Consider the following 25921-nt stretch of genomic DNA (forward strand, 5'->3'; position numbering starts at 1 on the left):
CAGATGGGCCTCGTCGATGTGAACCTGGTGTCACATCGACATTCCGGAGGCTCACATGGTCGACAACAGCACCCGCCGCCAGTTCCTGGCCACCACCGGCACGGTCGCGATGGCCGCCGGGGCCGCCCCGCTCATCGGCGCCGGCCCGGCCGTGGCCGGCGGGGCACGCTTCGGGCGCATCCGAAAGATCGACGCGGGTGTGCTCAACGTGGGATATGTCGAGCTCGGCCCGTCGCACGGGGAGCCCGTGGTGCTGATGCACGGGTTCCCGTACGACATCCACAGCTTCGAGGAGGTCGCCCCGCTGCTCGCCGCCCGCGGGTACCGGGTGATCGTCCCCTACTTCCGCGGGCACGGCGCGACCACGTTCCGCTCCGCGTCCACGCCGCGCGACGTCGACCAGGCCGCGTTCGCGCTGGACATCATCGCCCTGCTCGACGCCCTCGGGATCCCGCGGGCGGTCCTGGCCGGCTTCGACTGGGGCTCCCGGACCGGGGACATCATCGCGGCGCTCTGGCCGGAACGGGTCAAGGCCCTGGTCTCGGTCACCGGCTACCTGATCACCAACCTGGCGATGAACCGGACGCCGACCCTGCCGGCCAACGAGAACGCCTGGTGGTACCAGTACTACTTCGCGACCGACCGGGGCGAGGCCGGCCTGACCGCGTACCGGGCCCAGATGGGTGAGTTCATCTGGAAGTTCAACTCGCCGACCTGGAAGTACTCGCCGGCGACCTACGACCGGACGTCCGCCGCGTTCTTCAACGACGACTGGGTGGCGATCGTGATCGGCAACTACCGCTGGCGGCAGAGCCTGCTGCCGGCCGAGCCGGCGTACGCCGCGCTGGAGGCGAAGTTGCAGGCCGCGCCGAAGATCGCGGTCCCGACGATCACCATCGACGGGAAGTACGACCCGTTCACCCCGGCCGGCGACGGCAGCGCCTACCGCGGCCAGTTCACCGGCAGGTACCAGCACCGGGTCCTCGACGTCGGCCATAACGTCCCGCAGGAGGCCCCGCACGACTTCGCCCGCGCGGTCATCGACGCCGGTCGCCTCTGACCGAGTTCTTACCGAACGATGACGTGCTGGCCCGCCACCCGTCCGGCGTGGACCCCGGCCCGTAACTCCGATCACCGGCCGCCGCAGCGGCCGGCCACATCGGGCATCGAGGAGGAACCGTGCGAACTCGATACAGGGGCAACGGAAAACCGGTACGGATCGTCGCGGCGGTGGTCGCCCTGGCCGCGGCCGGGGTCCTGACCGTCACGTTCGTCTCCGGCGGCGGCAAGGGCAGCGCGGACGCGGCGACCAGCCTGACCGACTACGTACCGATCCAGCGGGTGCAGCCGAACGTAGTCAGACCCGCACCGGGCCCGGCTGCGTCCCGCGGCCGGTTCACCGTCGACTGCGGCACCAACCGCATCGGCAAGTTCAGCCCGGACAACCCGGTCGCCCAGCCGGGCATCAGGAACGGCGCCGAGCACCTGCACGACTTCGTCGGCAACATCGCGATCACCGCGACCTCGTCCGACGCCGACCTGGAGGCGTCCGGCACGACCTGCCGCAACGGCGACCGGTCGTCGTACTTCTGGCCGGTCGTCCGGATCGACCACTCGGTGCGCGACGGCGAAGCGGTCCGTCAGGCACTGGCCGCGACCTCGGGCGCAGTGGTCTGCCCGTCGGTGCGGGACCGGCTGCCCGCCGTCCCGGCCGGCGCCCGCACCGTCGTCGACCGCAAGCTGGCCGAACTGGATCAGCTGACCGCCGCTGCCGGGCGGCGGCTCCAGGCGAGCCGGGGCGCCGATCCGACGCTCAACAACGAGGTGCTGGGACGGTTGCGGGAGCGGCGCGCGGCGGTTCTCGTCACGATCGGGAACGCGATCCGCGGGGGTCACCTGGTCTCCCTGGCCGACTGCGACGTCAGCTACGACGGCATCCACGCCGGACACACCGCCGCGCCATCACCCGCGCCGAGCACCGCCCCGGCGTCTCCCGCCCCGAGCGGCAGCGCACTGCCGGAGCCGCAGGGCCGCAACCGGGAGCTGCCCAACAACACCGGCGGCATCGTCCGCCCGTCGAGCGTGCTCATCGAATACCGCGGCAACGCCACCGCGCAGGTCGTGCCGATGCCGAGGCTCCTGCGCGCGCTGACCGGCGACGCCAAACCGACCAGCCGCGGCCCGGCCAACGCCCGCGCCGCCTGGACCTGCTCCGGCTTCGGCGACCGGCTCACCGACAAGTATCCGATCTGCCCGGCCGGCCGCCAGGTCCAGCGGGTGCACGACTTCCCCGGCTGCTGGGACGGCAAAAACGTGGACAGCGCCAACCACCGCAGCCACGTCGCCTTCGCCGACCAGACCACCGGCGCCTGCCCGGCCGGCTTCGTCGCGATTCCCCAGCTGCGCGTCACGATCTCCTACCGGATCTCCCGCGCGGAACAGCTCCGGGGCCAGTACGCCCTCGACTCGTTCCCGGAGGAGAACCACAACCCGTTCTCCGACCACGACGACTTCGTCAACGTCAACTCGACCCGCACCATGCAGCGCATCGCCACCTGCCTCAACCAGGGCCGGAACTGCGCCTGACCCCGGCGGACTCTCAAGATCAAATTCAAGGGATTCATTGCCTCGGCTGCGGCCAATAACTGATCGTCGCTCCCGCGGGGACCCTTGCGACCCTCGCAGGGCGCTGGCGCGCCCAGAACGCGAGGCCCACAAGGGCGACGTCCGCGGGTGGTCGCGGTAGAAAAACCCCGGTACGGAGCCGGCCGGCTCCGTACCGGGAGCGACTCAGTGATAGTCCAGGTGCGCGACCGAGACCACCGTGCCGCCCCGGATCGTGAGCAGCCCCGCCCACGGATCGAACTCGTCGCCCATCACCGCGAACACCCCGCGGCTCACCTGGCACGTGCCCGCGTGCGTCCCCGCGTCCAGGCACCGCGCCGGCAGCTCGCGGTAGTCGAGAAACTTCACCCCGGCGGCGACCGGCAACGTCACCCGGGTCCCGCTGTACACCGGCACGGTCTTCTTCGCGCACTTCGGCGACGAACTCGCCACCGCGAACCGCCGGCAGTACTCCGCGCCGCCCAGATACTCGGCCTGCTCGACGATGGCCAGCCGATGCGCCTGGTCGAGCATCCACACCCCGGCGACCAGCTGCGCGTCCCCGGTGACGAACGCGGGCACCGGCGGCACGGCCGGATCGGTGCCGGACCGCAGCAGCGCGTCGGTGAACGTCACCTTCGCGCTCCCACCGGGCAACGCCTCGGCGCCGAACATCACCCGCCCGCTGATCAGGTTGTTCTCGGTCAGCTCACCCTCGAGCACCGGTTCGTCGTCGATCGAGACGGTCGCGCCGCGGTCGGTCGTGACGACCAGGATCCGGTGCGGCACCCCGACCTTGGTCGGCCGCTTGACCGTCGCGATCGGATCGTCCGCGGCGGCGATCGAGCTGGTCAGGCGGACCTCGCCGGGGCAGACGAAGACCTGGTAGCCCTGCGCCAGATAGTCGGGCTGGCCCTCGTCGCCGGTCGCCCGGAACCAGATCGTCGCGCAGGACCGGCTGTTGGCCAGGGTCGCCCGCACGCCGATGTTCTGGCTCGCCGGGAAGGCCAGGTGCGCGTACTCCCCGCAGACCATCATCGACTCCGCCTTCGCCGAGACGACCAGGCCCTTCTTGATCGCGCAGGTGCCGCCCTCCTCGCTGACCGGGCCGAATCCGGCCGCGGTCAGCAACGGATCGAAGAGCGCGGGCCCGGTGGGCGGATCGGTCGCGGTCGCGGCCGGGCTGGGCTCCGCCGATTGCGGGGTACGGCCCTCGGCGGCCTGCGGCCCGTCCCGCAGTCCGATGCCCGCGGCCACGCCGGTGCCGACCGCGAGGACCGCCGCCACCGCGGCCGCGATCACCACGCCCCGCCGCTTGCGGGGCGGCTTGCGCTCCCCGGTGTGGTAGCGCCCGGACTGCTGCGCCGCCTCCGCCTCGCGGCGCAGTTCCGGCGGCAGCGGGGGAGCGCTCGGCGCCGCCCCGGTCACCAGCAGCCGGTCCAGCAGCTCCGTCGCGGTCGGCCGGTTCGCCGGCTCCTTGTCCAGCGCCGCCCCGACCAGCTCGGCCAGGTAGGGCGGCAGATCCCCGATCCTCGGCGGCTGGGTGAGGATCCGGGCCGCGGTCACCGCCGGGGTGTCGCCGCCGAACGGGGTCCGGCCGGTCCCCGCGTACGTGACCACCGCGCCCCAGGCGAACACGTCGACCGCGGGCGTGATCAGCCGGTCGGTCTCCGGGTCGAGCCGCTCCGGCGACATGTAGGCGAGGGTCCCGACCACCTCCTGGGCCCGGGTGTGGAAGCTGGTCGGTTCGAGCGGCCGGGCGATCCCGAAGTCGATCACCTTGGGGATGCCGAGCGCGAACAGCACGTTGCGCGGCTTCAGGTCCCGGTGGATCACCCCGACGCCGTGGATCGCGGCGAGCGCCGACGCCACCCCGACCGCGACCCCGTGCAGGCTGCCCCCGCCCAGCGGCCCGCTCTCGGTGACCACCTCGCTCAGGCTCGGGCCGTCCACGTACTCGACCACCAGGTACGGCGTCTCGTGGTCCGGGTCGGCGTCGAGCACCTCGGCGGTGCAGAACGGCGGCACCTGCCGCGCCCGGTTCACCTCGCTCCGGAACCGGGCCCGGAACTGCTGGTCGTGCGCGTACTCCGGCCGGATCACCTTGACCGCGACGAGCCGCCCGCCCGGGTCCTGGGCCAGGTAGACGGCGCCCATCCCGCCCTCCCCGATCCGGGAGAGCAGGCGGTACTTCCCGATGGACTGCGGGTCGGCGGGACGCAAACGATCTACCACGGGGTGACAACCTACCGGCCCCGCATTTCGGGCCACCCCGTGGTCCGTGCGACGGCGCGATATCGTGCCGCCTCGTGAACGCGTTGCTGCGCCGCTTCGTCGACCTGATCGAGCCGGACCTGACGGCCGCCGGCTTCGTCCGGCGCGGCCCGGTCTTCCGGCATCTCGACGCGGCGGGCAACGGGATCGCCCTGGACGTCCAGCCCACCGCCGCGATGTGGGGCGAGGTCGAGTTCTTCGTCAACGCCGGCCTGCTGCTCGCCCCGCACCTGCGGTTCTACTTCGGCGACGAGGACCCGGGCCGGGAGGCGATGCCGCACCACAGCGTCTGGGACCACCGGCTGACCGGGATGCGCGACCACCACCTGTTCTCGCTGTCGACCGAGGCCGACGCGGACACCGCCGCGACCATCGTGCTGACCTGGCTGGCGGCCAGCCTGCCTCGATTGAAGAGCTGCCTGGGCGACTACGACGCGATGTTCGCGGCGATCGCGGCGGACGGGCGGCACGCCGACCCGGACGGCACCTGGCACGAGGCGGTCCTCCGCCTCTACGCCCACGCCGACCGCGGCGACGTGGCCGCGGTCCGCGCAGCCCTCGGCACCTGGCACGACACCGGCCCGGACTCGCTGGCCGCCCACGCCCTGCACCTCGCCGAGCAGCGCCGCCGCGAGCGGGAAAGCTGATCCGTGGTCGGCTAACCTGGGCCGCATGGGTTGCATGTGCTGCTTCGCCGCGATGAACATCCGCGCCGCCGCCTGACGGCGGTCACGCGGTTGTCGTAACCGCGGGTCGTACCGCCGGACAAGGTCCGTTCCGGCAGCTACCTGACTCGTGGAGCAGATCCATGGCACAACTCTTTCTGATGGTCGGCCTCCCCGGTGCGGGGAAGACGACCAGGGCTCTCGCCCTCGCCGCGGCGCACCGGGCGCTGCGGCTCACCCCGGACGAATGGATGATCGCCCTGTTCGGCGAGCCGGACGCCGACGGCCGGCGCGACGTGCTGGAGGCCCGGCTGATCACGGTCGCCCTGCAGGTGCTGCGGGCCGGCGCCGACGTCGTGCTGGACTTCGGCCTGTGGGGCCGCGACGAACGGTCGGCGCTGCGCCGGCTCGCCGCCGAGGCCGGCGCCGCCTGCACGGTCGTCTACCTGCCGGTCGGCCGGGACGTGCAGCGCGCCCGGATCGCGCACCGCCAGGCCACCGCGCCGCACACCACGTTCCCGATGAGCGAGACCGAGCTCGATCAGTGGCGGACCCAGTTCCAGCCCCCGGACGCCGCGGAGCTCGACGGCGGCCCCATCCCGGCCCCGCCGCCGGGCTGGCCCACCTGGCCGGCCTGGGCCGCGGACCGCTGGCCGACGCTGGGCTAATCCGCGGGGCGGGCCGCGTTCAGGCGTTCCAGGGGGCTGGGGCCGGAGCGCGGCACCGCCGGCGCGCCGAGGTGGTGGACGCGCAGCTCGTCCATGAGCTCGTCGAGGAACGCCGGACCCGCGTCGCGCAGGAACTCCTGCCGGGCCCGGAGCTCGTCGCTGCCGGCGCGCCAGTCGAGCCCCCAGTTCCCGAGCGCGTAGATGATCGGCAGCGTCCGGATCCCGGCCTCGGTGAGGCTGTAGCGGGCCCGCTGACCCCGCGCCGCCGTGCCGCGGGTCAGGATCCCGGCCTCGACGAGCCGGACGAGCCGGTCGGCGAGGATGTTCGAGGCGATGCCCTCGATCGACCCGGTGAGCAGCGCCCGGAAGTACCGGCGGTCGCCGAAGATGACGTCACGCAGCACCAACAGCGCCCAGCGATCGCCGAGCACCTCGACGGCGGCGTTGATCGGACACCCGGACCGTGGTTCCACGCTTCCTCCTTGACACGTATGACGCCCTCAATATAGTGGTTGCAGAACGCAACCACTAGGAGGCGGGAGCGAATGGGCAGCTTCATCTACCAGATGAACGTCTCCCTCGACCTGCGGATCGAGCAGGTCCCCGGGGACAACGGCGCGGGCGAGTGGCTGCGCATCGACGAGGAGCTGCACCGCGAGTTCAACGCGCGCTCCCGGGCGATGTCGCTGATGGTCCACGGCCGGGTCCTCTACGAGGTGATGGAGGAGTACTGGCCACGCGCCCGCGCCGACGAGTCCCTGCCGGCCGTCATGCGGGAGTACGGCGAGATCTGGACGTCCACCCCGAAGGTGCTCGTCTCCCGAACCCGCCGGGCGGCCGGGCACGACACCGTGGTGATCGGGGGCGACGACGCGATCGAGCGGCTCGCCGCGCTCCGGGCCGAGACCAGCGGCCGGATCGGGGTGGGCGGCGCGACGCTGGCGACGCAGCTGCTCCGCGCCGGCCTGCTCGACGAGCTGCTGCTCTTCACCCATCCGGCGTTCCTCGGCTTCGGCCGGCCGCTGTTCGACGACTACGAGATGCCGATCGACCTGGAACTGCTCGAGCACCGGGCGTTCGGCCAGGGGGTCACCATGCACCGCTACGCCATCCAGGACGCGAGTGAGGAGAGCTGATGCTGACGCAGATCGCTGAGGGAGTGCTGGTCCACGAGAGCGAGTTCCTGCAGAGCAACGCCGTCGTGGTGCACGGCCGCACCGGCGTGCTGCTGGTCGACGCCGGGTTGCAGGACCACGAGCTGGCCTGCCTCGCGGACGACCTGGCCCGGGCCGGCCGGACCGTCGTCGCCGGCTTCTCCACCCACCCGCACTGGGACCACCTGCTCTGGCACGCGAGCCTGGGCGATCCACCGCGGTACGGCACGGCCCGCTGTGCGGCCGCGGCCCAGGAGGAGCTGGCCGACCCGGACACCAAGGCGAACATCATCGAGCACCTGGCCGGGACCGGGATCGAGGAGCACCTCTCGCTGGATCGGTACGGCCTGATCACCGCCCTGCCCGCCGGTACGGACCTGATCCCGTGGGACGGCCCGCGGGTCCGGATCGTCGAGCACCAGGCGCACGCCCCGGGCCACGCGGCGCTGTTCGTCGAGGAGCGCGGCGTCCTGATCGCCGGCGACATGCTCTCCGACGTCCTGATCCCGATGCTCGACCTGCACGGCCCCGCCGACCCGATCGAGGGCTACCTCGACGCGTTGCGCCTGCTGGAGACGGTGCCGGCCGGGGTCGTCGTCCCCGGCCACGGCTCGGTCGGCGACGCCACCGAGCTGACCACCCGGATCGCCCGGGACCGGGCGTACGTCCTCGCCCTGCGCGACGGCACCCCGCTCGACGACCCGCGGCTCGGCCCGTCGGCCAAGCCCGGCTGGGAGTGGGTCGGCGACGTCCACGACGGTCAGGCCAAGGGGCTGGCCGGCCGCGCCTAGGCGAGCGACGCGAGGATGATCTCCTGCGCGGCGCCGACCGCGGCGGTGAGCGCGGCCGGGTCCCGGCCGATCCGCTCGGCGCCGGCGCGCATCACCCCGGACAGCAGCTCCACCCGCAGGCCCACGTCGCCGACGGCACGGAACTCGCCGCGCGTGACACCGTCCCGGACCACCGTCTCCACCTCGGTCACGATCTGGTGGAACGGGCCGTCCGGGCCCTTCACCGCGGCGCTGCCCGGCCGGAACATCAGCTGCAGGGTCTGGTCGGTGAACGCGTCCAGGACCACCGCGACGATCGCCCGCAACCGCTCCGGCGCCGGGTCGCCGGACCGGGCGGCGATCGCGGTGACCCGCTCCACCGTGGGCCGCCCGGCCCGCTCGGTCAGCGCCAGCACCAGCCCGCTCTTGTCCGGGGCGTAGTTGTAGAGGGTGTTGCGGGCCAGCCCGGCCCGGGCCGCGATGTGCCCCATCGTGATCGCGTCGTAGTCCTGCTCCAGCAGCAGCTCCCGGATCGCGGCGGCGAGGCCGGTCCACACCATCTCGTGGTGTTCCCCGATGCTGGCTCCCCGGATCCGCGGCATCCGGTCATCCTCCCGCACCGCGCCGACCGGCGGTCACGCGGCGGCCGGCGGTCACGCGTTGGCCGACGTTCGTGCGGCGGCCGGCGGTCATGCGGCGGCCGGCGGTCATGCGGTGGTCGGCTTCGGGAGGTGGCGGCGCACGGTGCCGGCGATGACCCGGTCGAGCAGGCGGTCGGGCAGCACCCGGGCCATCCCGATGATCATCGCGGCGTCCCGGCCGACCGTGTAGCGGGTGCGCGGCCGGCGCGCGGTCACCGCCTTCGCGATCACCCGGGCCGCGGCGTCCGCGGTCAGGCCGGCCGAGGTGCCGGACGCCATCAGCGAGTTGATCGCCTGGACCAGGCCGCCGTAGCGGGCGTCCTGCTCCGGGGTCATCCGGGCGGCCAGATCATTCGCGGTCACGATGCCGCGGCCGGACATCTCGGTGCGGACGCCGCCGGGCTCCAGCACGATCACCCGTACCCCGAGGGGCTCGACCTCCCGGCGCAGCGCGTCACTGACCGCTTCCAGGGCGAACTTCGCGCCGGCGTACGCGCCGTAGGTCGGCATCGCGGCCTTGCCGCCGATCGAGCTGATGTTGAGCACGCGACCGCCGCTGCGCAGCAGCGCGGGCAGCAGCGCCTGGGTGACCGCGATGTGCCCGAACAGGTTCACCTCGAACACCCGCCGCCACTCGGCCAGCGGCAGCGCCTCGACCGGCGCGTTCACCTGGATGCCGGCGTTGTTGACGACCGCGCGCAGTGGGCGCGGGTCCGCGTCGACCCGGGCGGCGAGCGCCTCGACCCGCGCGGTCTCGGTGATGTCGAGGATCACCGGCTCGACGCCGTCGCCGCGGAGCGCGTCCGCGTCCCGGTCGCGGCGCACCCCGGCGAGCACGTGGAACCCCTGCCGGGCCAGCTCACGCGCGGTGGCCGCACCCATCCCGGTCGACGCCCCGGTCACGACGACCAACTGCTGTGCACTCATGGTCCACTCCTCTTTCGCGACGATCTGTCGCAAAGATTACGACGGACTGTCGCGAAAAGCGAGCGGGGCCGACGGGCGTGCTCACCCGCCGTACCCAAGCAAGGGTTTTAAAGAAAACGCGACGGCCGTGCCGCCTTGCTGATCGATCGCGGTCACGGCCGCCTTGCCTCCAGGCCGATTGCGGGGGTACGGCACGATCCCCGCCCCCGCCGTCAGTTGCCGGTGAACACGGCGATCAGGTTCCGGGCCGCGTCGGGGCCGAGCAGGACCCGGTTCATCTCGATGCCGTCGTGGGCGCCGTCCGCGCTGCGGGCGAACATCGCCTGCTCGTAGCCGGCGAGCGCGGCCTCGGTGTCGTCCGGGTGGGCCGCGAGCGCCGCGCCCAGCTCGGCCCCGTCCAGCATCGCGAGGTTGGCGCCCTCGCCGTTCGGCGGCTGCACGTGCGCGGCGTCGCCGAGCAGCGTCACGCCCGGCACCCGGTCCCAGCGCAGGCCGAGCGGCAGGCCGAAGTGCGGCCGGTGCACCGGCGCGGTGTCACTGTCGGTGATCAGCGCGGTCAGCTCGGGCGCCCAGCCCTCGACCTCGCGCACGAGCCGCGCGGTCGCCGCGGCCGGATCGCCGAAGTCGATGCCGGCGAACCAGTCCAGCGGCCGGGACAGCCAGAGGTAGGCGTGCAGGTTCCCGTCGCTCTCCCGGTGGGCGAGCACGAGTTTCCCGCTCGTGCCCTGGTCGAACGCGAACAGCGAGCCGCCGCCGATCGCCTTCGCGCTGGCCGGGTGGCGGTTGTCGCCGTCGAACAGGAACGTCTCGACGGCCGAGGCGCCGCCGTAGGCCGGGGTCACGTCGGTGAGCAGCGGCCGGACCCGCGACCAGGTGCCGTCCGCGCCGACGAGCAGGCCGGTCACGACGCTCCCGCCCGCCCGGCCTCCGGTCGGGCCGGCGTGATCGTTCCCGGTCGCGCGGTCTCCGGTCGGGCCGGCGTGGTCGTTCCCGGCCGCGCGGCTTCCGGTCGGGCCGGTGTGGTCGTTGCCGGCGGCGAAGGTCACCTCGTGCCGGCCGTCGCCCAGCGCGCGCACGCCGCTGACCCGGTGGCCCCAGCGGACCGTGCCGGCCGGCAGCGAGTCGAGCAGCATCTGCCGCAGCGCGCCGCGCTGCACCTCGGGGCTGTCACCCGAGCCGTCGTCCGGCTTGTCGAACAGGATCGTGCCGTCCCGGTCGGTGACCCGGTAGGCCTCCCGGCCGGGCAGCACGAGGCGCCGGAACTCCGCGGTCAGCCCGGCCGCGGCGAGGGCCGGCTGGCCGTTGTAGTCGTGGATGTCGAGCAGGCCGCCCTGGGTGCGCGCGCCCGGCCCGGACTCCGCCTCGAACACCGTCGCCGGGATGCCGTTGACGTGCAGGACGCGGGCCAGGACGAGGCCGCCGAGGCCGGCGCCGACGATCGTGACAGGGGTGGTCATGATTGCTCCCTCGTAAAGTAGTAACGCGATGAAGCTACTTCACGAGATGCTATATTTCAACCGTGAGTGACGAGCACGAACGGGTCATCCGGAGCCTGCAGGCCTTCGCGTCCACCCGCGGCGAGCTGGCCCGGCTCTTCGCCCGCGGCCAGGGTCTGCACACCACCGACGCGGCCGCGATCGTCGAGATCATCGACGCCGAGGAGCGGGGCGCCCCGCTGACACCCGCGCGGCTGGCCGAGCGGCTCGCGCTGACCACCGGGGCGACGTCCACGCTGCTGAACCGGCTCGAAGGCGCCGGCCACGTGTCGCGGGCGCGCGGGCACAGCGACCGGCGGATGGTGACGCTGCACGCGACCGCGGCGATCGAGGCGACGGCGGACGCGTTCTTCGATCCGCTCGCGCGGCAGTTGCGGGCCGCGGTGGGCGACTACTCCGCCGCCGACCTGGCCCTGATCGAGACGTTCGTGAACCGGCTGACCGACACGATGAGCACCTACATGGACGCGGCCGGCCGCGAGCAGCCGTAGCGAGCAGCCACCTTCACCGGCGCGTCACAGCACGGCCGGGCGCCCGTCCGCACGCGGGTCGCTCGCCGCGGCCAGCACACCGTCCCGGAGCCGGGCCACCTGGACGTGACCGGCGTCGTCGTGCCGCCCGGCCGTGGTCTCGACGGCGAAGCCCAGCTCACCGGCCACGGCCGCGAGTCGCGCCGCGTCCGGGGTGCCCGGCTCCAGCAGCAACGTCGGCCGCGCGCGGTCGATCCCGGCCGTGCCGATCACCCACCGGGACCGGGCCAGCAGGCCGTCCAGGTCGGGCGAGGCGAGGACGTCCGCCGCGACCTGCGCCAGGATCCACGGCTGGGACCGCCCGCCCTGACAGCCCAGCGCCACCACGGTGTCGCCGTCGACGGCCAGGGTCGGGCAGAGGGTGTGCGGGGGTCGCGCGCCCGGGGCCAGCCGGGCCGGATGGGCCGGGTCGAGGCTGAACGACGAGCCGCGATTGTGCAGGACGATGCCGGTGCCCGGGTCCAGCAGACCGGACCCGAAACTCCAGAAGACACTCTGGATCAGCGTGACCGCGTTGCCCTCCGCGTCGACCGCAGTGACCGCCACGGTGTCCCCGGCCGGCTTGGCCCCGCCCGCCGATGTGCCGGCGGCCGATGTGCCGGCCGCCGATGGGCCGGGGGTCGGCTCGGGTCGCAGCAGGCCGTCCAGGTCGATCGGACCGGTGCGCGGGTCGCCGAGCAGCAGGTCACGTGCCCGCCGGGCCCGGCTGGCGTCGGTCAGCAGGTCCGGTGACCCGGCGATCGCCAGGAACGTCGCGCCCTGTACCGGCGGCGGCGCGGCATGCCAGGTCGCCTCGCCGATCACCCGGGTCAGCGGCTCGGTCACCTCGGCCCGGTGCGCCGCGAGGTCGGCGGCCGACAGCGGGCTGCCCAGCGCGGTCAGCCCGGCGACCAGCCGATCCGCCAGCTCGCCGGTGTAGAACGACCGCCAGTCCCCGGCGAGCACGTCGAAGGTCTCCGCCAGCACGGGCTGGCTCAGCGTGGTGACCGGCGACCCGTCACTCCGCAGCAGCAGCGCGGACAGGCCCGGGTCGGCCCGGACGACGTCGATCCCGTCGCGGACGGCCCGCCGCAGACCGGCGCTGACCGGCACCCCACCGGCCGCGAGCGCCCGAGCCGGAGCGAGCAGGTCGGCGAACGGCAGCCGGGCACCGAGACCGGCGATCGCCGCCCACCCGGCGACCACGCCCGGCACGGTCACCGTCTGCGGCCCGCCGGACGGCATCTCTGCCCCGGCCGCCCGCAGCGCCGCCACGTCGACCGCGGCGGCGGCCGCCCCGATGGACAGCACCGCGCGCGGCGCCTGCCCGGCCGGGCGCACGATCGCGACCAGGTCACCGCCGATCGAGCACTGATGTGGATAGACCACGGTGAGCGCCGCGGCGGCGGCCAGGGCGGCGTCGAACGCGTTCCCCCCGGCGGCGACCACAGCCCGAGCGGCGTCGGCGGCGGCCGGATGCGGAGCGGCAAGGGCGACCATGAGGTCGTACTGTACGTCGCCCGTGGCCCCGGCGAGCCGCGCCGCATCCTGGCCCGCCCCGCCCCGCCCCGCCCGGCCGCGCCGCATCCTGGCCCGCCCCGCCCCGCCCGGCCGCGCCGCGTCCTGGCCCGCTGCGTCGCGCCGCGTCCTGCCCAGCCGCCGGACCGGTGTCGACCGCTGCTCGGCCCGGGGGCGTGCGCTACTGCGGGCCGGCCAGGGCGGTGAGGCGCTCGGTGGCCAGGCAGGAGGTGAGGCAGCGCTCCTTGGCATCGCCCATCAGCTGCGCCGTCCACGTCGTGAACCCACCGTCGCCGAACTCCAGATCTCCCGCGGCGATCCGCAGCGCGGCGTCGGTGTAGTACCCGCGTCCACGCTCCCGCCCGGGATCGGCGACCACCGGCACGGGTGAGCCGGCGAGCCGGGGCAGAACGGTGTCGTCGAGGCGGTCCCCGACGGCCGGGTTACCCATCACGGTGTACTGCAGCCGGGCACCGGCCCCCGGCGCGAGCTCGGCGAGAACCTCCTGCCAGAAGCCGAGGTGCCGGGCGAGCAGCCGCGCCTGGGTGCGTCCCGAGCCGGTGTCGCGGGCGCTGGACACCAGCGTGAAGAGCCGGAAGTGCGCGGACATCCCCGCGCCGAAGTCCTGGGCCCGCAGCTGGCGATGGCAGGCGGCCAGATGCACCTCGCCGCCGACGGGTTGCCGCCTGCGGCGGTGGGCGGCCTCGATCGCCAGGGCGTTGGTCGCGTCGCTGAGCACCTCGGTGCCGCGCATCGTGCTGACCACCCGGTTCTGACTCCCCGGGGAGACCGCCGAGCAGGTGCCCAGCGGCACGACCGGCGACAGCTCGACCCCCTCGAAGCCGGCCGGCAGCAGCCGCCAGATCCGCGCCTCGACGGCGGCGAGGGCGCGCGGATCGGTGCCCGCGGTCCGGACGAACCGGTCCTCACGCCACCGGCGCATCAGGTCCGCAGGCCGCACCGCGGCGGCCCGGTCGCGGGCGATCGCCAGCAGCAGGGTCTGCAGATCCGTCCCGGCCAGCCCGGCGAGCGCCGCCCGGGCACCGTCCGGAAGCCGGCTCCAGACCCGTTCCTCCGCCGCTGACGTCATCCGGTCACGATGGCGGCGCCGGCGCGCGTTGTCGACGCGATTACCCGGCGTCAGGCCGGTCTGACCCCGGCGATCGTCAGGCCGATACCCGGCGTCGGGCCGGGCTGGTCCCGGCGATCGTCAGGCCGATACCCGGCGTCGGGCCGGGCTGGTCCCGGCGATCGTCAGGCCGATACCCGGCGTCAGGCCGGGCTGACCCCGGCGATCGTCAGGCCGAGCAGGCGCTTCGCCTCGGTGGCGGCGTCCGGGTGGTGCTCGGTGGCCAGGGCGATCCCGGTGATCAGGCTGAGCAGGTCGTCGATGGTCACGCCCGGGGTCAGCGCGCCGTCGGCCGCGGCCCGGCTCACCAGGGGCTGACCGGCCTCGGTCAGGCGGGCGGTGGCGCAGTGGTCGTGGGCCTCGCCGGGGTCGGCGGCGTGGTCGCGGTTGAGGGTCTCGGCCAGCCCGCGGGTCGTCGCGGCGAACGCCAGCAGCTCGCCGAGCCACTCCAGCAGCGCGGCCCGGCTGTCCGGCCGCCCGGCCAGGTCGCGGGCGCGGTCGGCGAGCACGTCGGTCTGCTTCCGGAAGACCGCGGCGAGCAGGGCGTGCCGGGTGGGGAAGTGCCGCCGCACGGTGCCGGACCCGACCCCGGCGGTCCGGGCGATCTGTTCCAGGGACGCGTCGGCGCCCTGCTCGGCGATCGCCCGCTCGGCGACGGCCAGCAGCAGCGTGTAGTTGCGGCGGGCGTCCGCGCGCTGGCCGGCCATCGGTTCTCCTCACGGTTGCTAAGTGGCGGGGTCCGCCGTATCTTAGCGGCATGGAAACGGCGGGCCCCGCCGTTTAGTCTGAGGAGTGATCATGTCCGATCCCGTACTCGTCGTCGGCGCCACCGGTCAGCAGGGCGGCGCGGTCGCCCGGGCCCTGCGCGCCGCGGGCATTCCGGTGCGTGCGCTGGTCCGTGACCCGGCCAAGGCGGTCGTGGGGGAGGCGGTGATCGGGGACCTGCGGGACCGGGAGTCGCTGGCCAAGGCCGTGGACGGGGTCCGCGCGGTCTTCTCGGTGCAGATGCCCGAGCTCAAGGACGGCGGCTACGACTTCGACGGCGAGCTGCGGCAGGGGGTCAACCTGATCGAGGCGGCGCGGGCCGCGGGCGTGCCGCAGTTCGTGCACTCGTCGGTGTCCGGATCGGACCGGCTCGCGCAGGCGCCCGGGGACCGGTGGCAGCCGCTGGCGCCCTATTACGACGCGAAGGCGGGCGTGGAGGAGGCCGTACGGGAAGCGGGTTTTGCTCTTTGGACGTTGGTGAAACCGGCGTTCTTCATGGAGAACTTCCTGCTCTCGGCGAAGTATCTGGTGCCGCGCGGTGCGGCGGGTGGCCTCGCGACGGTCCTCAAGCCGGCGACCCGGCTGTCCCTGGTCGCGGTCGAGGACATCGGTGCGGCCGCCGCCGCGGCGATCGCCGAGCCGCAGCGGTTCCACGGTGTCGAGCTGGAGTTGGCCGGCGACTATCTGTCGATGACCGAGATCGCCGCGGTGCTGTCGAAGGCCCTCGGCGTCCCGCTGACCGCGCCGGACATGACCGAGCGGGAGGCGCTCGCGGCGGGCGCGCCGGCGTATTCGGTGCTGCCGATGGAGCTGATGAACATTGTCGGTCAGCCGGCCCGGCCGGAATTCGCGCGGGCGCTCGGGATTCCGCTCACGTCGTTCGCGGCGTGGGCGCACGATCAGATGAAATGACCTTCACCGACCTCGCGCTCGTCGGCGCCGCCGCCGTGCTCGGCCCGCTCCTCGCGATGCCGCGGCTCGGGCGGCTGCCGGTCGTCTTCGGGAAATTGCTGGCCGGCCTCGCGCTCGGCCATACCGGCCTGCGGATTCTCGATGCCGGCGACCCGACCTTCGCGTTCCTCGCCGAGATCGGCTTCGCGCTGATCATGTTCGTGGCCGGCAGCCACGTCCCGATCCGCGACCCCCGGCTGCGCCCGGCGTTCCGCACCGGCGCCCTGCGGGCCGTGGCCGTCGGGGTCCTGGCCCTGCCGGTCGCGGCGCTCATCGCTGGTCTTTTTCAGACAAGACATTTTCTGCTGTACGCCGTTCTGCTCGCCTCGTCGTCGGCCGCGCTCGTGCTGCCCGCCGTCGAACCGGGCGACCCGGCCGTGCTGGCGCTGCTGCCCCAGGTCGCGATCGCGGACACCGCCTGCATCGTGGCCCTGCCGCTGGCGATCGATCCGGCCCACGCGGCCCGGGCCGGGCTCGGGGCGCTCGCGGTGCTGGCGGCGGCGGCCGTGCTGTTCCTCGGTCTGCGCGCGGCCGAACGCCGTGGCTGGCGGCACCGGCTGCACCGGGTCTCCCGGCGGCACAAGCTGGCGCTGGAGATGCGGCTCCACCTGGTCCTGCTGTTCGCCCTGGCCGCGGTCGCCGTCGCCACCCACGTCTCGGTGCTGCTGGCCGGGTTCGCCTTCGGGCTCGCCGTCGCCGCGGTCGGCGAGCCCCGGCGGCTGGCCCGGCAGGTGTTCGCGCTCACCGAGGGCTTCCTCGGGCCACTGTTCTTCGTCTGGCTCGGGGCGTCGCTCGACGTCCGCGGCCTGGCCGCGCATCCCCGGTTCATCCTGCTCGGGCTGGTCCTCGGGGTGGCGGCACCGGCCGTGCACGGCGCGATGCGGGTCACCGGGCAGCCGCCGGCGGTGGCGACGATGGCCGCGGCCCAGCTGGGCGTGCCGGTCGCGGCGGCCACCGTCGGCACCCAGCTGGGTGTGCTGGCGCCCGGCGAGCCGTCGGCGCTCGTGCTCGGCGCGCTGGTGACGATCGGCGCGTTCACCGTCGCCGTCGCTGCCCGGTCGCGCTCCGCACCGGACGGTCCGGCGTCGCCGCAGGCTAACCGGCCGGGCGGATGACGGCGCGGGCGGGTTGCGCGGTCGGCTGGAAGACGGCGAGCGCGTCGCCGCCGGGGCCGGCCGCGATCCAGACGTGCCCGACGAAGGTGTCCTGGGTGTACTTCTCGCCGGCGGCGAGGGTGGCGTAGACCGAGCGCTCGCCGTCGTAGCCGAGCCACGCGATGGTCACGTTCTGGGCGGTCTCGTTGACGAACTCGACCCGGGTCTGCGGCCCGCCGTCGGTGGCCCGCAACGTCTGCTCGGCGGTGCCGGGCAGCGCGGGCAGCTCGGCCCAGGCGGTCGCGGCCGGCGTCGGCGCGGGGGTCGCCCCACCGGACGGCCAGAGCTGCACGAGCAGGACCACGGCACCGGCACAGAGGACGGCGCCGAGCGCGGCGACCAGGCCGATGAGCTTGCGAGGCTTGCGCGGCTCCGGGAAGTCCTGCGCGGTGATCTCCGCGAGCGGCGGGTCGAACGGGTCCACGGCAGGCGGAAGCTGATCGGTCACCGCGCCACCGTAGTGATCAACTAATCCCTGCCACAATTCGGGTCATCTCCCGCAAAGTGCGGCGTGCCTGGTCAGCGCCGGTGCCGGCGAAGATCGACCGTCAGCTTTCCGACAGGCCGGGGAGGGTGGCCGGCCACGCACGTACCGTGCAGGATTGTTCTACGATTCTGGGCGTGACTGACGAGTGGGGCGACCGGCTGGCGGGGGATCGGGCGCTGCTCGACCGCGGCAGCACGGCGGAGCGGGTGGCGGACATCCTGCGGCAGCGGATCACCGAGGGAGTGTTCCTGCCCGGCACGCGGCTGAGCGAGGAGAGTCTGCGCGAGGCGCTCGGCATCTCGCGGAACACGCTGCGCGAGGCGTTCCGCCTGCTCGCCCACGAGGGCCTGCTGGAGCACCAGCTGAACCGGGGCGTCTTCGTCCGGCTGCTGAGCACGTCCGACATCCGGGACCTGTACGCGATCCGCCGCATCCTGGAGTGCGGCGCGCTGCGCAACCTGAAGACCGTGCCGCCGGAGGGCGCGGCCCAGGCGGGGGTGGCGATCGAGGCGGCCGAGGCCGCGGCGGCGGTCGGGGACTGGGGTGCGGTCGGCACCGCGAACATGCGGTTCCACCAGGCGATCGCCGACCTGGCCGGCAGCCGCCGGGTGGCCGAGGCGGTGCGCGGGCTGCTGGCCGAGCTGCGCCTGGTCTTCCTGGTGGTGGCGGATCCGCGGCAGTTGCACGAGCCCTATCTGGCCGGGAACCGCGCGCTGTACGAACTGCTCGCGGCCGGTGACGCGGCCGCGGCCGAGGAGGCGCTGCAACGCTACTTCGACGAGGCCGAGGCCCAGCTGCTCGCCGCCTACGCGGCCGCCAACTGAGGGCGGCGCGGATTCGAGCTAGATCACCGGCGTGAACCGGACCGGGAGGCCCGGGCGGGCCTGGCCGAGCAGATCCACGTCGGCCGGGTCGACGACGCCGATCACCGGGTAGCCGCCGGTCGTCGGATGGTCGGCCAGGAAGATCAGCGGCTGCCCGTTCGCCGGCACCTGGATCGCGCCGAGGACCAGCCCCTCGCTGGGCAGCTCGCCGCCGACCGCGCGGTCCAGCGCCGGCCCGGTCAGCCGCGCGCCGACCCGGTCGCTCTCCGGCGACACGCGATAGACCGACCTGAACATCGTCGCGATCGCGTCCGCGGTGAACCAGTCGTCGCGCGGCCCGAGCCAGATCCGGAGCCGCAGCTCGGCGGCGGGCGGGGGATAGGGCGCGAGGTCCACCCCGGGCGGCAGCGCGATCATCGGCCCGAGCGGCAGCACGTCGCCGTCGAGCACCCGGTCCGGTCCGAGCCCGGAGAGCGTGTCGGTGGACCGACTGCCCAGCACCGGCGGCACCGCGATCCCGCCGGCGGCGGCCAGGTAGATCCGCAGACCCGCCCGAGCCTGACCGATGCTGATCAGCGCGCCGGCGGGCACGGCCAGGGGCAGGCCGGGGTCCGCGGGCCGCTCGCCGACGGTCACGTCGCACGGCGCGCCGGTCACCGCGAGGGTCGTCGCGCGGGTCGCCCGCAGCCGCACGCCGCCGAGCAGGATCTCCAGCCCGGCGGCCCCGGGCGGGTTGCCGGCCAGGCGATTCGCCAGGCGCAGCGCACCGGCGTCGACGGCTCCGGACCGCGGGACGCCGAGATGGGCGTACCCCGGCCGCCCTTGATCTTGAATGGTGGTCCGCACCCCGGCGCGCACCACCTCCAGCGCGGCGCTCACGCCGCCTCGACGAAGCGGACGGTGGCACCCGGGGCGAGCAGTGCCGGAGGGTCATTTTCAAGATCAAAAAGAATTGCTTCGGTACGGCCGATGCACTGCCACCCACCCGGCGACGCCACTGGGTACACCCCGCTGTACGGCCCGGCCAGCGCGACGGTCCCGGCCGGCACCCGGGTCCGCGGCGACGCCCGGCGGGGCACGTGATGCGGCGAGTCCAGGCCGGTCAGGTACGCGAACCCGGGCGCGAACCCGCAGAACGCGACCCGGAACTCGGTTCCGGTGTGGATCGCCACCACCCCCGCCCGATCGGTGTTCCACAGCTTCGCCACGTCGTCGAGGTCCTCCCCGTCGTACGTCGTCGGAATCTCGATCGTGGGCAGCGACCCGGCGGCGGACGGCGGACCCTGCGGCCCGCCCGCCTTGATCAATGTCGTAATCCGATCAGGATCGGTGACGCCGTCGACCAGCACCGTGCGCGCCGCCGGAACGATCTCCGCCGCGCTCAGCGTCCCCGCCGCCCGCGCCGCGGTGAGCAGGTCGTATGCCGCGAAGGCGGCGGTCTCGTCGGCCCACTCGACGAGGACGGCCGACGGCCCGGCCCGGCGGACGCGCATGCTTGCTCACTTTCCGCAGATTCGTATTGGGGTATTGCCGGATTGTTCAACGATTCCTAGAGTGTGGCACACGGCACCACGCAGCCCAACGCACACCCCCGTAGGAGCTAGCCATGAATGCCAGCCGCCGCGTCATCCTCGCCAGCCTGGTCGGTACCTCACTGGAGTGGTACGACTTCTTCCTCTACGCCTCCGCCGCCGCGCTCGTCTTCGGCAAGCTGTTCTTCCCCAGCTTCGAGCCGCTCACCGCGACCCTGCTGGCGTTCGCCACCTACGCCGTCGGGTTCGTCGCCCGGCCGCTCGGCGGGATCCTGTTCGGTCACTTCGGCGACCGGGTCGGCCGCAAGGGCGTCCTCGTCGTCACGCTGCTGCTGATGGGCGGCGCCACCTTCCTGATCGGCGTCCTGCCCACCCATCAGACGATCGGCGCCGCCGCCCCGATTCTGCTGGTCACGCTGCGTTTCTTCCAGGGCCTCGGCCTCGGCGGCGAATGGGGCGGCGCGGTCGTGATGTCCCTCGAGCACGGCGACCCGCAGCGGCGCGGGCTGTCCGCGTCCTGGCCGCAGGTCGGCGTGCCGGCCGGGAACCTGCTCGCCTCCGGCGTCCTCTGGATCCTCTCCGCGACCCTTTCGGAGAGTTCCTTTCTCGGTTGGGGATGGCGTGTCCCGTTCCTTCTTTCTGGGGTGCTTGTGCTGGTGGGCCTATGGATCCGCGTCGCGGTCACGGAGTCGCCGGCGTTTGCGGAGCTTGCGGCCAAGGGTGGCAAGGCCAGACTCCCGCTGATCGAGGTGCTGCGCCGGCACCCGCGCGGGCTGCTGGTCGCGATGGCCGCGCGGATCGGCACCGACGTCGCTTTTTACACCTTTTCGCTGTACGTGTTGACGTACGTGACCGGGACGGTCGGGCTGCCCCGGACCGTTGCCCTGACCGGTGTGCTGGTCGCCTCCGGCCTGCAGCTGGTGCTGATCCCGCTCTTCGGCGGACTGTCCGACCGGGTCGGCCGGCGGCCGGTCTACGCGGCCGGGGCGGTCGCGGCCGGGGTGTGGGCGTTCGCGTTCTTCCCGCTGCTGGACACCGGGAACACACTGGTCATCGTGCTGACCGTGGTGGTGGCGCTGGCCACGCACGCGGCGATGTACGGTCCGCAGGCGGCGTTCGTGGCCGAGATGTTCTCGACGCGGTTGCGGTATTCGGGCGCTTCGATGGGCTACCAGATCGCCGGGATCCTCGGCGGGGCGCTGGCCCCGATCATCGCGATCAAGCTGGTGGCGGCGACCGGGAGTGCCCTGGCGGTGTCGGTGTATGTGGCGGGGGCGTTGGGGTTGACGCTGGTGGCGCTGGCCTTCGCCCCGGAGACGTCGCGCGACCCGGCGGACGACGGGGTTCTCCCGCAGGCTTCATCGGCACTCGCGGCGTGACCCCCGTTTCGTCTTCGCGCGGCGTGATTCCCGCTCTGCCTTCAGGTGGCGTGATTCCCGTTTCGTCTTCGCGTGGCGTGATCTCCGTTTCGTCTTCGCGTGGGGCGATTCCCGTTTTGCCTTCGCGTGGCGTGAGCGCCGCTTCGTCTTCGCGTGGGGCGATTCCCGCTTTGCCTTCGCCTGGCGTGAGCGCCGCTTCGTCTTCGCGCGGCATGGCCCGGGGCGCTGATCCGGTCCACGATGGCGGCCCGGTTGGCGAGGGGTCTCCGCGTTCGTATCGCGCGGCCCATGGCATCTGCGCCTCGCCGGTCTGACCCGCGGCGCCGTTGCCAGCCGGTGCGGTGTTCGGTGCCTGACCTGTGAGATCTCCGCGTTCTTCGCACCCGCTACGGTGTCCCGAGGCCCTCCCCGTGGGGGGTGTCGGGACACCTTCGCGATATCCTGTGTGGCGTGATGAGCGCTGCGTTCCATCCCCTTTAGCGCCGCATTTCCGCGGCTCCGGAAGGGGTTTTTCATGTCTCGCACGGACAAGGACGGTCCGCACCACCCGCGCACCGGCCTGCGACTCCTTGTCGGCGGTGGCGGCCCGCCCCGCTGGTTCATCAACCACATCTGGACCGGCCGGGAACGCCAGGCAGCCCGGATCGCCTGCCGCACCGCCGCCAAGGAACACCGCGGCGCCGGCAGCACCGACACCGTCCCCACCGTTCGCCAGCATCGCCACAGCGCCCAGTGGCTGTGGTGGTGAGCACCACGACCTCGCGACCCTCGTCGGGCAGCTGGACGTAGACGATGTCGCCGATCAGGCCCGAAATCCGGCCCGGCCAGGCACGTCGCGCAGGCCTCCTCGCGTACCGTCGCCGTCGACCGCAACCGAAGCGGACCGTGACCGGAGAGATCATCAGTGACCGAGGACCGTGACCGGGGCAGATCATCAGTGACCGAAGACCGTGACCGGGGCAGATCGTCAGCGACCGAGGTCCTGTTCGACGGGGAGATCGAAGTCCACTACGGCTTCATCGACCTGATCGAAGCCGGCGAGACCGACCGCCCCGAACTGCGCGCGGCCCGAGCCGGCCAGCTCAACGGCATCTGCGGCGCGACCGAGCCGGGATTCCTCTCCCTGATCACCGGCCTGCACACCGGCGGAGTCGCGTTCACGATGGAGTGGCACGACACCGAGCCGCCCATCGGCGAGGACTGGGAGGAGGTAGTCGAGGTGGCCTACCAGCCGCCCTCCGCAGACCTCCTGTTGTCCGCTTTCGAGCAGGAGGAACCCCTACGCCTGCCGACCGTCACGAGCATGCGCGCCCGTTACTGCGCCACGGAGATGGACGCCGGCCACGAGATGGACACTCCCGCCGACGACGAGTCCGGCCCGGACCGCTACCTGCTGCAGCTGTGGCCGTCACCACCCCTGCCGGAGTCGATCCCACGGCAAACCAGCCAGATCGCCGCCTACTGGCACCGCGAAGCCCGCACCCCGAGGTAAGCCGAAACAGCGCCGCCCAAGCCAACGCACCGTTGGCAGACGCGCCCGCATCCGCGCTGTGCCCGCATCCGCGCTGTGCTGTGCCCGCATCCGCGCTGTGCTGTGCCCGCATCCGCGCTGTGCTGTGCCCGCATCCGCGCTGTGCTGTGCCCGCATCCGCGCTGTGCTGTGCCCGCATCCGCGCTGCGTTGTGCCCGCATCCGCGCTGCGTTGTGCCCGCATCCGCGCTGCGTTGTGCCCGATGCGTCACGCCGGTGGAGCACTGCCACGTCCGTGCGTCAGGCTCGCCGCGCCTCACCCGGCGAGATCGTTCAGCCGGCGGCTCGGTGTGGAGTCAGGCGACCGGCTCGGGCTCGTGGCGGACCGGGAAATTGACCGAGTTGGCGATGAAGCACAGCTTGTGGGCCCGCTCATGCAGCTCGGCAAGCTGGTCGGCCTGTCCCGGATCGGCCAGCGTGACCCGGGGCCGCAGGACCACCTCGTCGAAGCTCCCACCACCGTCAGCGGTCGTCGTCATCGAGCCGTGCGGTGTGTCGGAGTAGCCGGTCACCACGACCTTCGCCATGACGCACACGTGCAGGAACGACAGCATGTGGCACTGGGACAGCGCGGCCAGGAGCAGCTCCTCCGGATTCCATCGGGCCGGATCGCCGCGGAACGTCGGGTCGGCGCTGCCGGCGATCGGCTGCTTGCCTTCGGCTGTGAGGTCGTGGGCGCGCGAATAGTCCCGGTAGGAACTGGTACCCGTCCCGGTGTTCCCGGTCCAGGTGACCGTCACCTCGTACCGATGCGTCTTTGACATCTTTCTCCTCAAGCTCGGTCGGCCATGCCGGTGATCGCCAGGTCGACCAGGTTGTCGGCGTAGTCGTCGGTCAGCGGGCCGGTGCGCAGCATCCACCGGTGATAGAGCGGCCCGAAGATCAACTCGACGCCCTGGTCCAGGTCGAAGTCGTCCCGCAGCTCGCCGGCGTCCTGAGCCGCGCGCAGTCGGTCCTTGACCGCGTCGAGCTGGGGGCGCAGCAGCCGATCGCGGACGTGCCCGGCCAGCTCCTCGTTGAGCAGCGTCTCGACGGTGATCGCGCGGGTGGTCTCGGACAGCGCCGGGTCGGCGAACTCGGCGACCGTGGCGCGCATGACTAAGCACAGGTCGGCCCGCAGATTGCCGGTGTCGGGCAGCCGCGCGCCGTCCTCGGTCACGCTGTCCACCATGGCGTCCAGCACGACCGCGCCCTTGCCGCCCCACCAGCGGTAGATGGTCTGCTTGCCGACCCCGGCCCGGGCCGCGATCGCGCCGACGGTGAGCTCGGCATAGCCCGTCTCGGCGAGCAGCGCGCGGGTCGCCTCGAGGATCGCGCGGCGGGATCGCTCGTTGCGGCGGGTGGGATCTGGCGTGGACACTCCGCCACCCTACCTCAAACGAGACGAGCCGTCTCGTCTTGACAGCGAAATCTTCAAGGGGCAAAGTGATTAGCGAGACGAGGCGTCTCGTCTCACCGAACCTGCCTGAGGAGATCGCATGCCGCACATCGCCATGGTCAGCATTCCGTTCCACGGGCACGTCAACCCGAGCCTGGAGCTGCTGCGAGCGCTCGTCGCGCGCGGCCACCGGGTCACCTATGCCAACGACGCCTGCTGGGCCGAGCCGATCAGCGACATCGGCGCGCAGCTCAGACCCTACGAGTCCACCCTGCCCAAGGCCGGTGCCGGCTGGGCCGGCGACACCATCGACCAGCTCACGCTGTTCCTCGACGACGCCATCAGGATGCTGCCCCAGCTGCGGGCCGCTTATCTCAACGACAAACCAGACCTCTTTCTGTACGACATTGCCGGCGCCCCGGCCCGGCTCCTCGCCGCGGAGTGGGACATCCCGGCGATCCAGCTGTCACCCACGTTCGTCGCCTGGGAGGGCTACGAGCAGGAGATGGCGGAGGCGATCGCGGGCATGCGAGCCGACCCGCGCGGCGCGGACTACTACCGCCGCTTCACCGAGTGGCTGACCGAGCAGGGGTCGCCGGTCACTGATGGCCCGGCCTTCATGGGCCGACCCGATCGTGGGCTGGCGTTGATCCCCCGAGCACTGCAGCCGCACGCCGACAAGGTGAATCCGGAGGGCTTCCAGTTCGTCGGCCCGCTGATCGGCGAGCGGGCCGCGACCGAGCAGTGGACGAGACCGCCCGGGGTGGAGAAGGTGCTGCTGGTGTCGCTCGGTTCCGCCTTCACCAACCATCCGGACTTCTACCGGCGCTGCGTCGCCGCGTTCGGGGCCCTGCGCGGCTGGCACACCGTCCTGCAGATCGGCAGCGAGGTCGACCCGGCCGAGCTGGGCGCGGTCCCACCCTCGGTCGAGGTCCGCGACTGGGTGCCGCAGCCGGCGATCCTGGCCCAGGCCGACGCGTTCCTCACCCACGCCGGAATGGGTGGCAGCGCCGAGGGCCTGTTCCACGGCACCCCGATGATCGCCGCCCCGCAGGCAGCCGACCAGTTCGCGAATGCGGAGCGCCTGGCCGCGCTGGGCGTCGCCCAGGTGATCGATCTGGAGACCGTCACCGCCGAGGAACTGCGCGCCATCCTGATCGCGCTGACCACGGATCCGGATGTCGCCGCCAGGTCCGACGAGCTCAGCCGCGATGTGCGCGCTGAGTGCGGGGTGACCCGCGGCGTCGATCTGATCGAGGCCGCGTTGCCGGGATAAGGCCTCGCGCTGCTCAAGGGCCTACCAAGCACCCGCTGCCGCTCGGTGCTTGGCCGGTCGAGGCCGTTCGGCTACTCAGGGCCTGTCAGCCGCCCGCTGGCGCTTGATGCTTGGTCGGTCGAGCTGTCGGTAGGAGCCGTCCGGCTGCTCAACGGCCTCCCCGCGAGCCGCCGCCGCTTGGCGGTTCACGCTCGGTCGGGCGGGCTGCCGGTCTGCTGGGCCGTGCGAGGGCGGGATGCCGGTCGGTCGGGTTGGCGGTCTGCTGGGCCGTGCGAGGGCGGGATGCCGGT

General features: G+C 73.0%; 27 protein-coding genes. 14 read left to right on the forward strand and 13 right to left on the reverse strand.

Features of this window, described 5'->3' with window-relative positions; translation table 11 throughout:
- Positions 1 to 55 precede the first annotated feature (55 nt).
- A complete protein-coding gene (locus tag L3i22_RS26200; RefSeq protein ID WP_255658609.1) occupies positions 56 to 1060 on the forward strand; it encodes an alpha/beta fold hydrolase in 1005 nt (334 codons plus the stop codon).
- A gap of 119 nt (positions 1061 to 1179) precedes the next feature.
- Entirely contained in the window at positions 1180 to 2586 is a 1407-nt protein-coding gene (locus tag L3i22_RS26205) for a DUF1996 domain-containing protein (RefSeq protein WP_221329594.1), read from the forward strand.
- A gap of 204 nt (positions 2587 to 2790) precedes the next feature.
- On the opposite strand, the gene L3i22_RS26210 is transcribed toward L3i22_RS26205, so the two are convergent.
- Positions 2791 to 4839 (reverse strand): serine/threonine-protein kinase, encoded by a 2049-nt coding sequence (locus L3i22_RS26210; RefSeq protein ID WP_221329595.1) that lies wholly within the window; start codon positions 4837 to 4839, stop codon positions 2791 to 2793.
- Between the two features lie 74 nt (positions 4840 to 4913).
- Between L3i22_RS26210 and L3i22_RS26215 the strand changes: the two genes are divergently transcribed.
- Both L3i22_RS26215 and L3i22_RS26220 read left to right on the forward strand, forming a co-directional pair.
- Positions 4914 to 5525: a DUF4304 domain-containing protein gene (locus L3i22_RS26215; RefSeq protein WP_221329596.1), complete on the forward strand. Its 612-nt coding sequence runs from the start codon at positions 4914 to 4916 to the stop codon at positions 5523 to 5525.
- 161 nt (positions 5526 to 5686) lie between these two features.
- Positions 5687 to 6211: an ATP-binding protein gene (locus L3i22_RS26220; protein WP_221329597.1), complete on the forward strand. Its 525-nt coding sequence runs from the start codon at positions 5687 to 5689 to the stop codon at positions 6209 to 6211.
- On the opposite strand, the gene L3i22_RS26225 is transcribed toward L3i22_RS26220, so the two are convergent.
- A complete protein-coding gene (locus L3i22_RS26225; RefSeq protein ID WP_221329598.1) occupies positions 6208 to 6684 on the reverse strand; it encodes a helix-turn-helix domain-containing protein in 477 nt (158 codons plus the stop codon). The genes L3i22_RS26220 and L3i22_RS26225 overlap by 4 nt on opposite strands.
- 72 nt (positions 6685 to 6756) lie before the next feature.
- Here L3i22_RS26225 and L3i22_RS26230 point away from each other — a divergent pair, with 72 nt between their 5' ends.
- Together L3i22_RS26230 and L3i22_RS26235 are read left to right on the forward strand one after the other, a co-directional pair.
- Positions 6757 to 7347: a dihydrofolate reductase family protein gene (locus L3i22_RS26230; RefSeq protein ID WP_221329599.1), complete on the forward strand. Its 591-nt coding sequence runs from the start codon at positions 6757 to 6759 to the stop codon at positions 7345 to 7347.
- On the forward strand, positions 7347 to 8156 hold the full coding sequence (locus L3i22_RS26235; protein ID WP_221329600.1) for an MBL fold metallo-hydrolase: 810 nt from the start codon (positions 7347 to 7349) through the stop codon (positions 8154 to 8156). The genes L3i22_RS26230 and L3i22_RS26235 overlap by 1 nt, the downstream gene beginning before the upstream one ends.
- Here L3i22_RS26235 and L3i22_RS26240 read toward each other — a convergent pair.
- The 3 genes from L3i22_RS26240 to L3i22_RS26250 form a co-directional block, all read right to left on the reverse strand.
- On the reverse strand, positions 8153 to 8737 hold the full coding sequence (locus L3i22_RS26240; RefSeq protein WP_221329601.1) for a TetR/AcrR family transcriptional regulator: 585 nt from the start codon (positions 8735 to 8737) through the stop codon (positions 8153 to 8155). The two genes, L3i22_RS26235 and L3i22_RS26240, sit on opposite strands and share 4 nt — an antisense overlap.
- A 105-nt stretch (positions 8738 to 8842) precedes the next feature.
- On the reverse strand, positions 8843 to 9703 hold the full coding sequence (locus L3i22_RS26245) for an SDR family oxidoreductase (protein ID WP_221329602.1): 861 nt from the start codon (positions 9701 to 9703) through the stop codon (positions 8843 to 8845).
- Between the two features lie 212 nt (positions 9704 to 9915).
- On the reverse strand, positions 9916 to 11160 hold the full coding sequence (locus tag L3i22_RS26250) for an NAD(P)/FAD-dependent oxidoreductase (RefSeq protein ID WP_255658610.1): 1245 nt from the start codon (positions 11158 to 11160) through the stop codon (positions 9916 to 9918).
- Between the two features lie 62 nt (positions 11161 to 11222).
- Between L3i22_RS26250 and L3i22_RS26255 the strand changes: the two genes are divergently transcribed.
- Entirely contained in the window at positions 11223 to 11690 is a 468-nt protein-coding gene (locus tag L3i22_RS26255) for a MarR family winged helix-turn-helix transcriptional regulator (protein WP_221329603.1), read from the forward strand.
- 24 nt (positions 11691 to 11714) lie between these two features.
- Here the strand turns inward: L3i22_RS26255 and L3i22_RS26260 are convergent, their stop codons facing one another.
- The 3 genes from L3i22_RS26260 to L3i22_RS26270 form a co-directional block, all read right to left on the reverse strand.
- The gene (locus L3i22_RS26260) at positions 11715 to 13208 is read right to left on the reverse strand and encodes a gamma-glutamyltransferase (RefSeq protein WP_255658611.1); all 1494 of its coding nucleotides are present in this window, start codon (positions 13206 to 13208) and stop codon (positions 11715 to 11717) included.
- Positions 13209 to 13407: 199 nt separating this feature from the next.
- The gene (locus L3i22_RS26265; protein WP_221329605.1) at positions 13408 to 14316 is read right to left on the reverse strand and encodes a hypothetical protein; all 909 of its coding nucleotides are present in this window, start codon (positions 14314 to 14316) and stop codon (positions 13408 to 13410) included.
- A 182-nt stretch (positions 14317 to 14498) separates the two neighbouring features.
- Positions 14499 to 15062 (reverse strand): TetR/AcrR family transcriptional regulator, encoded by a 564-nt coding sequence (locus L3i22_RS26270; protein ID WP_221329606.1) that lies wholly within the window; start codon positions 15060 to 15062, stop codon positions 14499 to 14501.
- 91 nt (positions 15063 to 15153) lie between these two features.
- Between L3i22_RS26270 and L3i22_RS26275 the strand changes: the two genes are divergently transcribed.
- Positions 15154 to 16032 carry an NmrA/HSCARG family protein gene (locus L3i22_RS26275; protein ID WP_221329607.1) on the forward strand — a complete coding sequence of 293 codons (879 nt, stop codon included), beginning with the start codon at positions 15154 to 15156 and terminating at the stop codon, positions 16030 to 16032.
- Complete coding sequence (locus L3i22_RS26280) at positions 16029 to 17186, forward strand: cation:proton antiporter (RefSeq protein ID WP_221329608.1); 1158 nt, start codon at positions 16029 to 16031, stop codon at positions 17184 to 17186. The genes L3i22_RS26275 and L3i22_RS26280 overlap by 4 nt, the downstream gene beginning before the upstream one ends.
- On the opposite strand, the gene L3i22_RS26285 is transcribed toward L3i22_RS26280, so the two are convergent.
- A complete protein-coding gene (locus L3i22_RS26285) occupies positions 17167 to 17673 on the reverse strand; it encodes a hypothetical protein (RefSeq protein ID WP_221329609.1) in 507 nt (168 codons plus the stop codon). The genes L3i22_RS26280 and L3i22_RS26285 overlap by 20 nt on opposite strands.
- 173 nt (positions 17674 to 17846) lie before the next feature.
- On the opposite strand from L3i22_RS26285, the gene L3i22_RS26290 reads away from it, so the two are divergent.
- On the forward strand, positions 17847 to 18536 hold the full coding sequence (locus tag L3i22_RS26290; protein ID WP_221329610.1) for a GntR family transcriptional regulator: 690 nt from the start codon (positions 17847 to 17849) through the stop codon (positions 18534 to 18536).
- An 18-nt stretch (positions 18537 to 18554) separates the two neighbouring features.
- On the opposite strand, the gene L3i22_RS26295 is transcribed toward L3i22_RS26290, so the two are convergent.
- Together L3i22_RS26295 and L3i22_RS26300 are read right to left on the reverse strand one after the other, a co-directional pair.
- The gene (locus L3i22_RS26295; RefSeq protein WP_221329611.1) at positions 18555 to 19415 is read right to left on the reverse strand and encodes a biotin-dependent carboxyltransferase family protein; all 861 of its coding nucleotides are present in this window, start codon (positions 19413 to 19415) and stop codon (positions 18555 to 18557) included.
- Positions 19412 to 20029, reverse strand: a complete 618-nt coding sequence (locus tag L3i22_RS26300) for an allophanate hydrolase subunit 1 (protein WP_221329612.1) — start codon at positions 20027 to 20029, stop codon at positions 19412 to 19414. Before L3i22_RS26300 ends, L3i22_RS26295 begins: the two co-directional genes overlap by 4 nt.
- Before the next feature lie 113 nt (positions 20030 to 20142).
- On the opposite strand from L3i22_RS26300, the gene L3i22_RS26305 reads away from it, so the two are divergent.
- From L3i22_RS26305 to L3i22_RS26315, 3 genes are all read left to right on the forward strand, one after another.
- Positions 20143 to 21447: an MFS transporter gene (locus L3i22_RS26305; RefSeq protein ID WP_221329613.1), complete on the forward strand. Its 1305-nt coding sequence runs from the start codon at positions 20143 to 20145 to the stop codon at positions 21445 to 21447.
- 514 nt (positions 21448 to 21961) lie between these two features.
- Positions 21962 to 22195, forward strand: a complete 234-nt coding sequence (locus L3i22_RS26310; RefSeq protein WP_221329614.1) for a hypothetical protein — start codon at positions 21962 to 21964, stop codon at positions 22193 to 22195.
- Positions 22196 to 22384: 189 nt separating this feature from the next.
- A complete protein-coding gene (locus tag L3i22_RS26315) occupies positions 22385 to 22939 on the forward strand; it encodes a hypothetical protein (RefSeq protein WP_221329615.1) in 555 nt (184 codons plus the stop codon).
- A 334-nt stretch (positions 22940 to 23273) separates the two neighbouring features.
- On the opposite strand, the gene L3i22_RS26320 is transcribed toward L3i22_RS26315, so the two are convergent.
- Together L3i22_RS26320 and L3i22_RS26325 are read right to left on the reverse strand one after the other, a co-directional pair.
- Entirely contained in the window at positions 23274 to 23741 is a 468-nt protein-coding gene (locus L3i22_RS26320; protein WP_221329616.1) for an OsmC family protein, read from the reverse strand.
- Between the two features lie 8 nt (positions 23742 to 23749).
- A complete protein-coding gene (locus tag L3i22_RS26325) occupies positions 23750 to 24337 on the reverse strand; it encodes a TetR/AcrR family transcriptional regulator (protein WP_221329617.1) in 588 nt (195 codons plus the stop codon).
- 118 nt (positions 24338 to 24455) lie between these two features.
- Between L3i22_RS26325 and L3i22_RS26330 the strand changes: the two genes are divergently transcribed.
- Positions 24456 to 25631, forward strand: a complete 1176-nt coding sequence (locus L3i22_RS26330; RefSeq protein WP_221329618.1) for a macrolide family glycosyltransferase — start codon at positions 24456 to 24458, stop codon at positions 25629 to 25631.
- Positions 25632 to 25921: the final 290 nt, after the last annotated feature.

Origin of the sequence: Actinoplanes sp. L3-i22, from assembly GCF_019704555.1 — a bacterium.
GTDB lineage: Bacteria > Actinomycetota > Actinomycetes > Mycobacteriales > Micromonosporaceae > Actinoplanes.

What these genes read in the sequence shown, in the direction of transcription:
- L3i22_RS26200 (WP_255658609.1), top strand. Translation starts at nt 56, where the DNA reads ATGGTCGACAACAGCACCCGCCGCCAGTTCCTGGCCACCACCGGCACG.
- L3i22_RS26220 (WP_221329597.1), top strand. Translation starts at nt 5,687, where the DNA reads ATGGCACAACTCTTTCTGATGGTCGGCCTCCCCGGTGCGGGGAAGACG.
- L3i22_RS26230 (WP_221329599.1), top strand. Translation starts at nt 6,757, where the DNA reads ATGGGCAGCTTCATCTACCAGATGAACGTCTCCCTCGACCTGCGGATC.
- L3i22_RS26235 (WP_221329600.1), top strand. Translation starts at nt 7,347, where the DNA reads ATGCTGACGCAGATCGCTGAGGGAGTGCTGGTCCACGAGAGCGAGTTC.
- L3i22_RS26240 (WP_221329601.1), bottom strand. Translation starts at nt 8,737, where the DNA reads ATGCCGCGGATCCGGGGAGCCAGCATCGGGGAACACCACGAGATGGTG.
- L3i22_RS26245 (WP_221329602.1), bottom strand. Translation starts at nt 9,703, where the DNA reads ATGAGTGCACAGCAGTTGGTCGTCGTGACCGGGGCGTCGACCGGGATG.
- L3i22_RS26250 (WP_255658610.1), bottom strand. Translation starts at nt 11,160, where the DNA reads ATGACCACCCCTGTCACGATCGTCGGCGCCGGCCTCGGCGGCCTCGTC.
- L3i22_RS26260 (WP_255658611.1), bottom strand. Translation starts at nt 13,208, where the DNA reads ATGGTCGCCCTTGCCGCTCCGCATCCGGCCGCCGCCGACGCCGCTCGG.
- L3i22_RS26265 (WP_221329605.1), bottom strand. Translation starts at nt 14,316, where the DNA reads ATGACGTCAGCGGCGGAGGAACGGGTCTGGAGCCGGCTTCCGGACGGT.
- L3i22_RS26270 (WP_221329606.1), bottom strand. Translation starts at nt 15,062, where the DNA reads ATGGCCGGCCAGCGCGCGGACGCCCGCCGCAACTACACGCTGCTGCTG.
- L3i22_RS26275 (WP_221329607.1), top strand. Translation starts at nt 15,154, where the DNA reads ATGTCCGATCCCGTACTCGTCGTCGGCGCCACCGGTCAGCAGGGCGGC.
- L3i22_RS26280 (WP_221329608.1), top strand. Translation starts at nt 16,029, where the DNA reads ATGACCTTCACCGACCTCGCGCTCGTCGGCGCCGCCGCCGTGCTCGGC.
- L3i22_RS26300 (WP_221329612.1), bottom strand. Translation starts at nt 20,029, where the DNA reads ATGCGCGTCCGCCGGGCCGGGCCGTCGGCCGTCCTCGTCGAGTGGGCC.
- L3i22_RS26305 (WP_221329613.1), top strand. Translation starts at nt 20,143, where the DNA reads ATGAATGCCAGCCGCCGCGTCATCCTCGCCAGCCTGGTCGGTACCTCA.
- L3i22_RS26310 (WP_221329614.1), top strand. Translation starts at nt 21,962, where the DNA reads ATGTCTCGCACGGACAAGGACGGTCCGCACCACCCGCGCACCGGCCTG.
- L3i22_RS26320 (WP_221329616.1), bottom strand. Translation starts at nt 23,741, where the DNA reads ATGTCAAAGACGCATCGGTACGAGGTGACGGTCACCTGGACCGGGAAC.
- L3i22_RS26330 (WP_221329618.1), top strand. Translation starts at nt 24,456, where the DNA reads ATGCCGCACATCGCCATGGTCAGCATTCCGTTCCACGGGCACGTCAAC.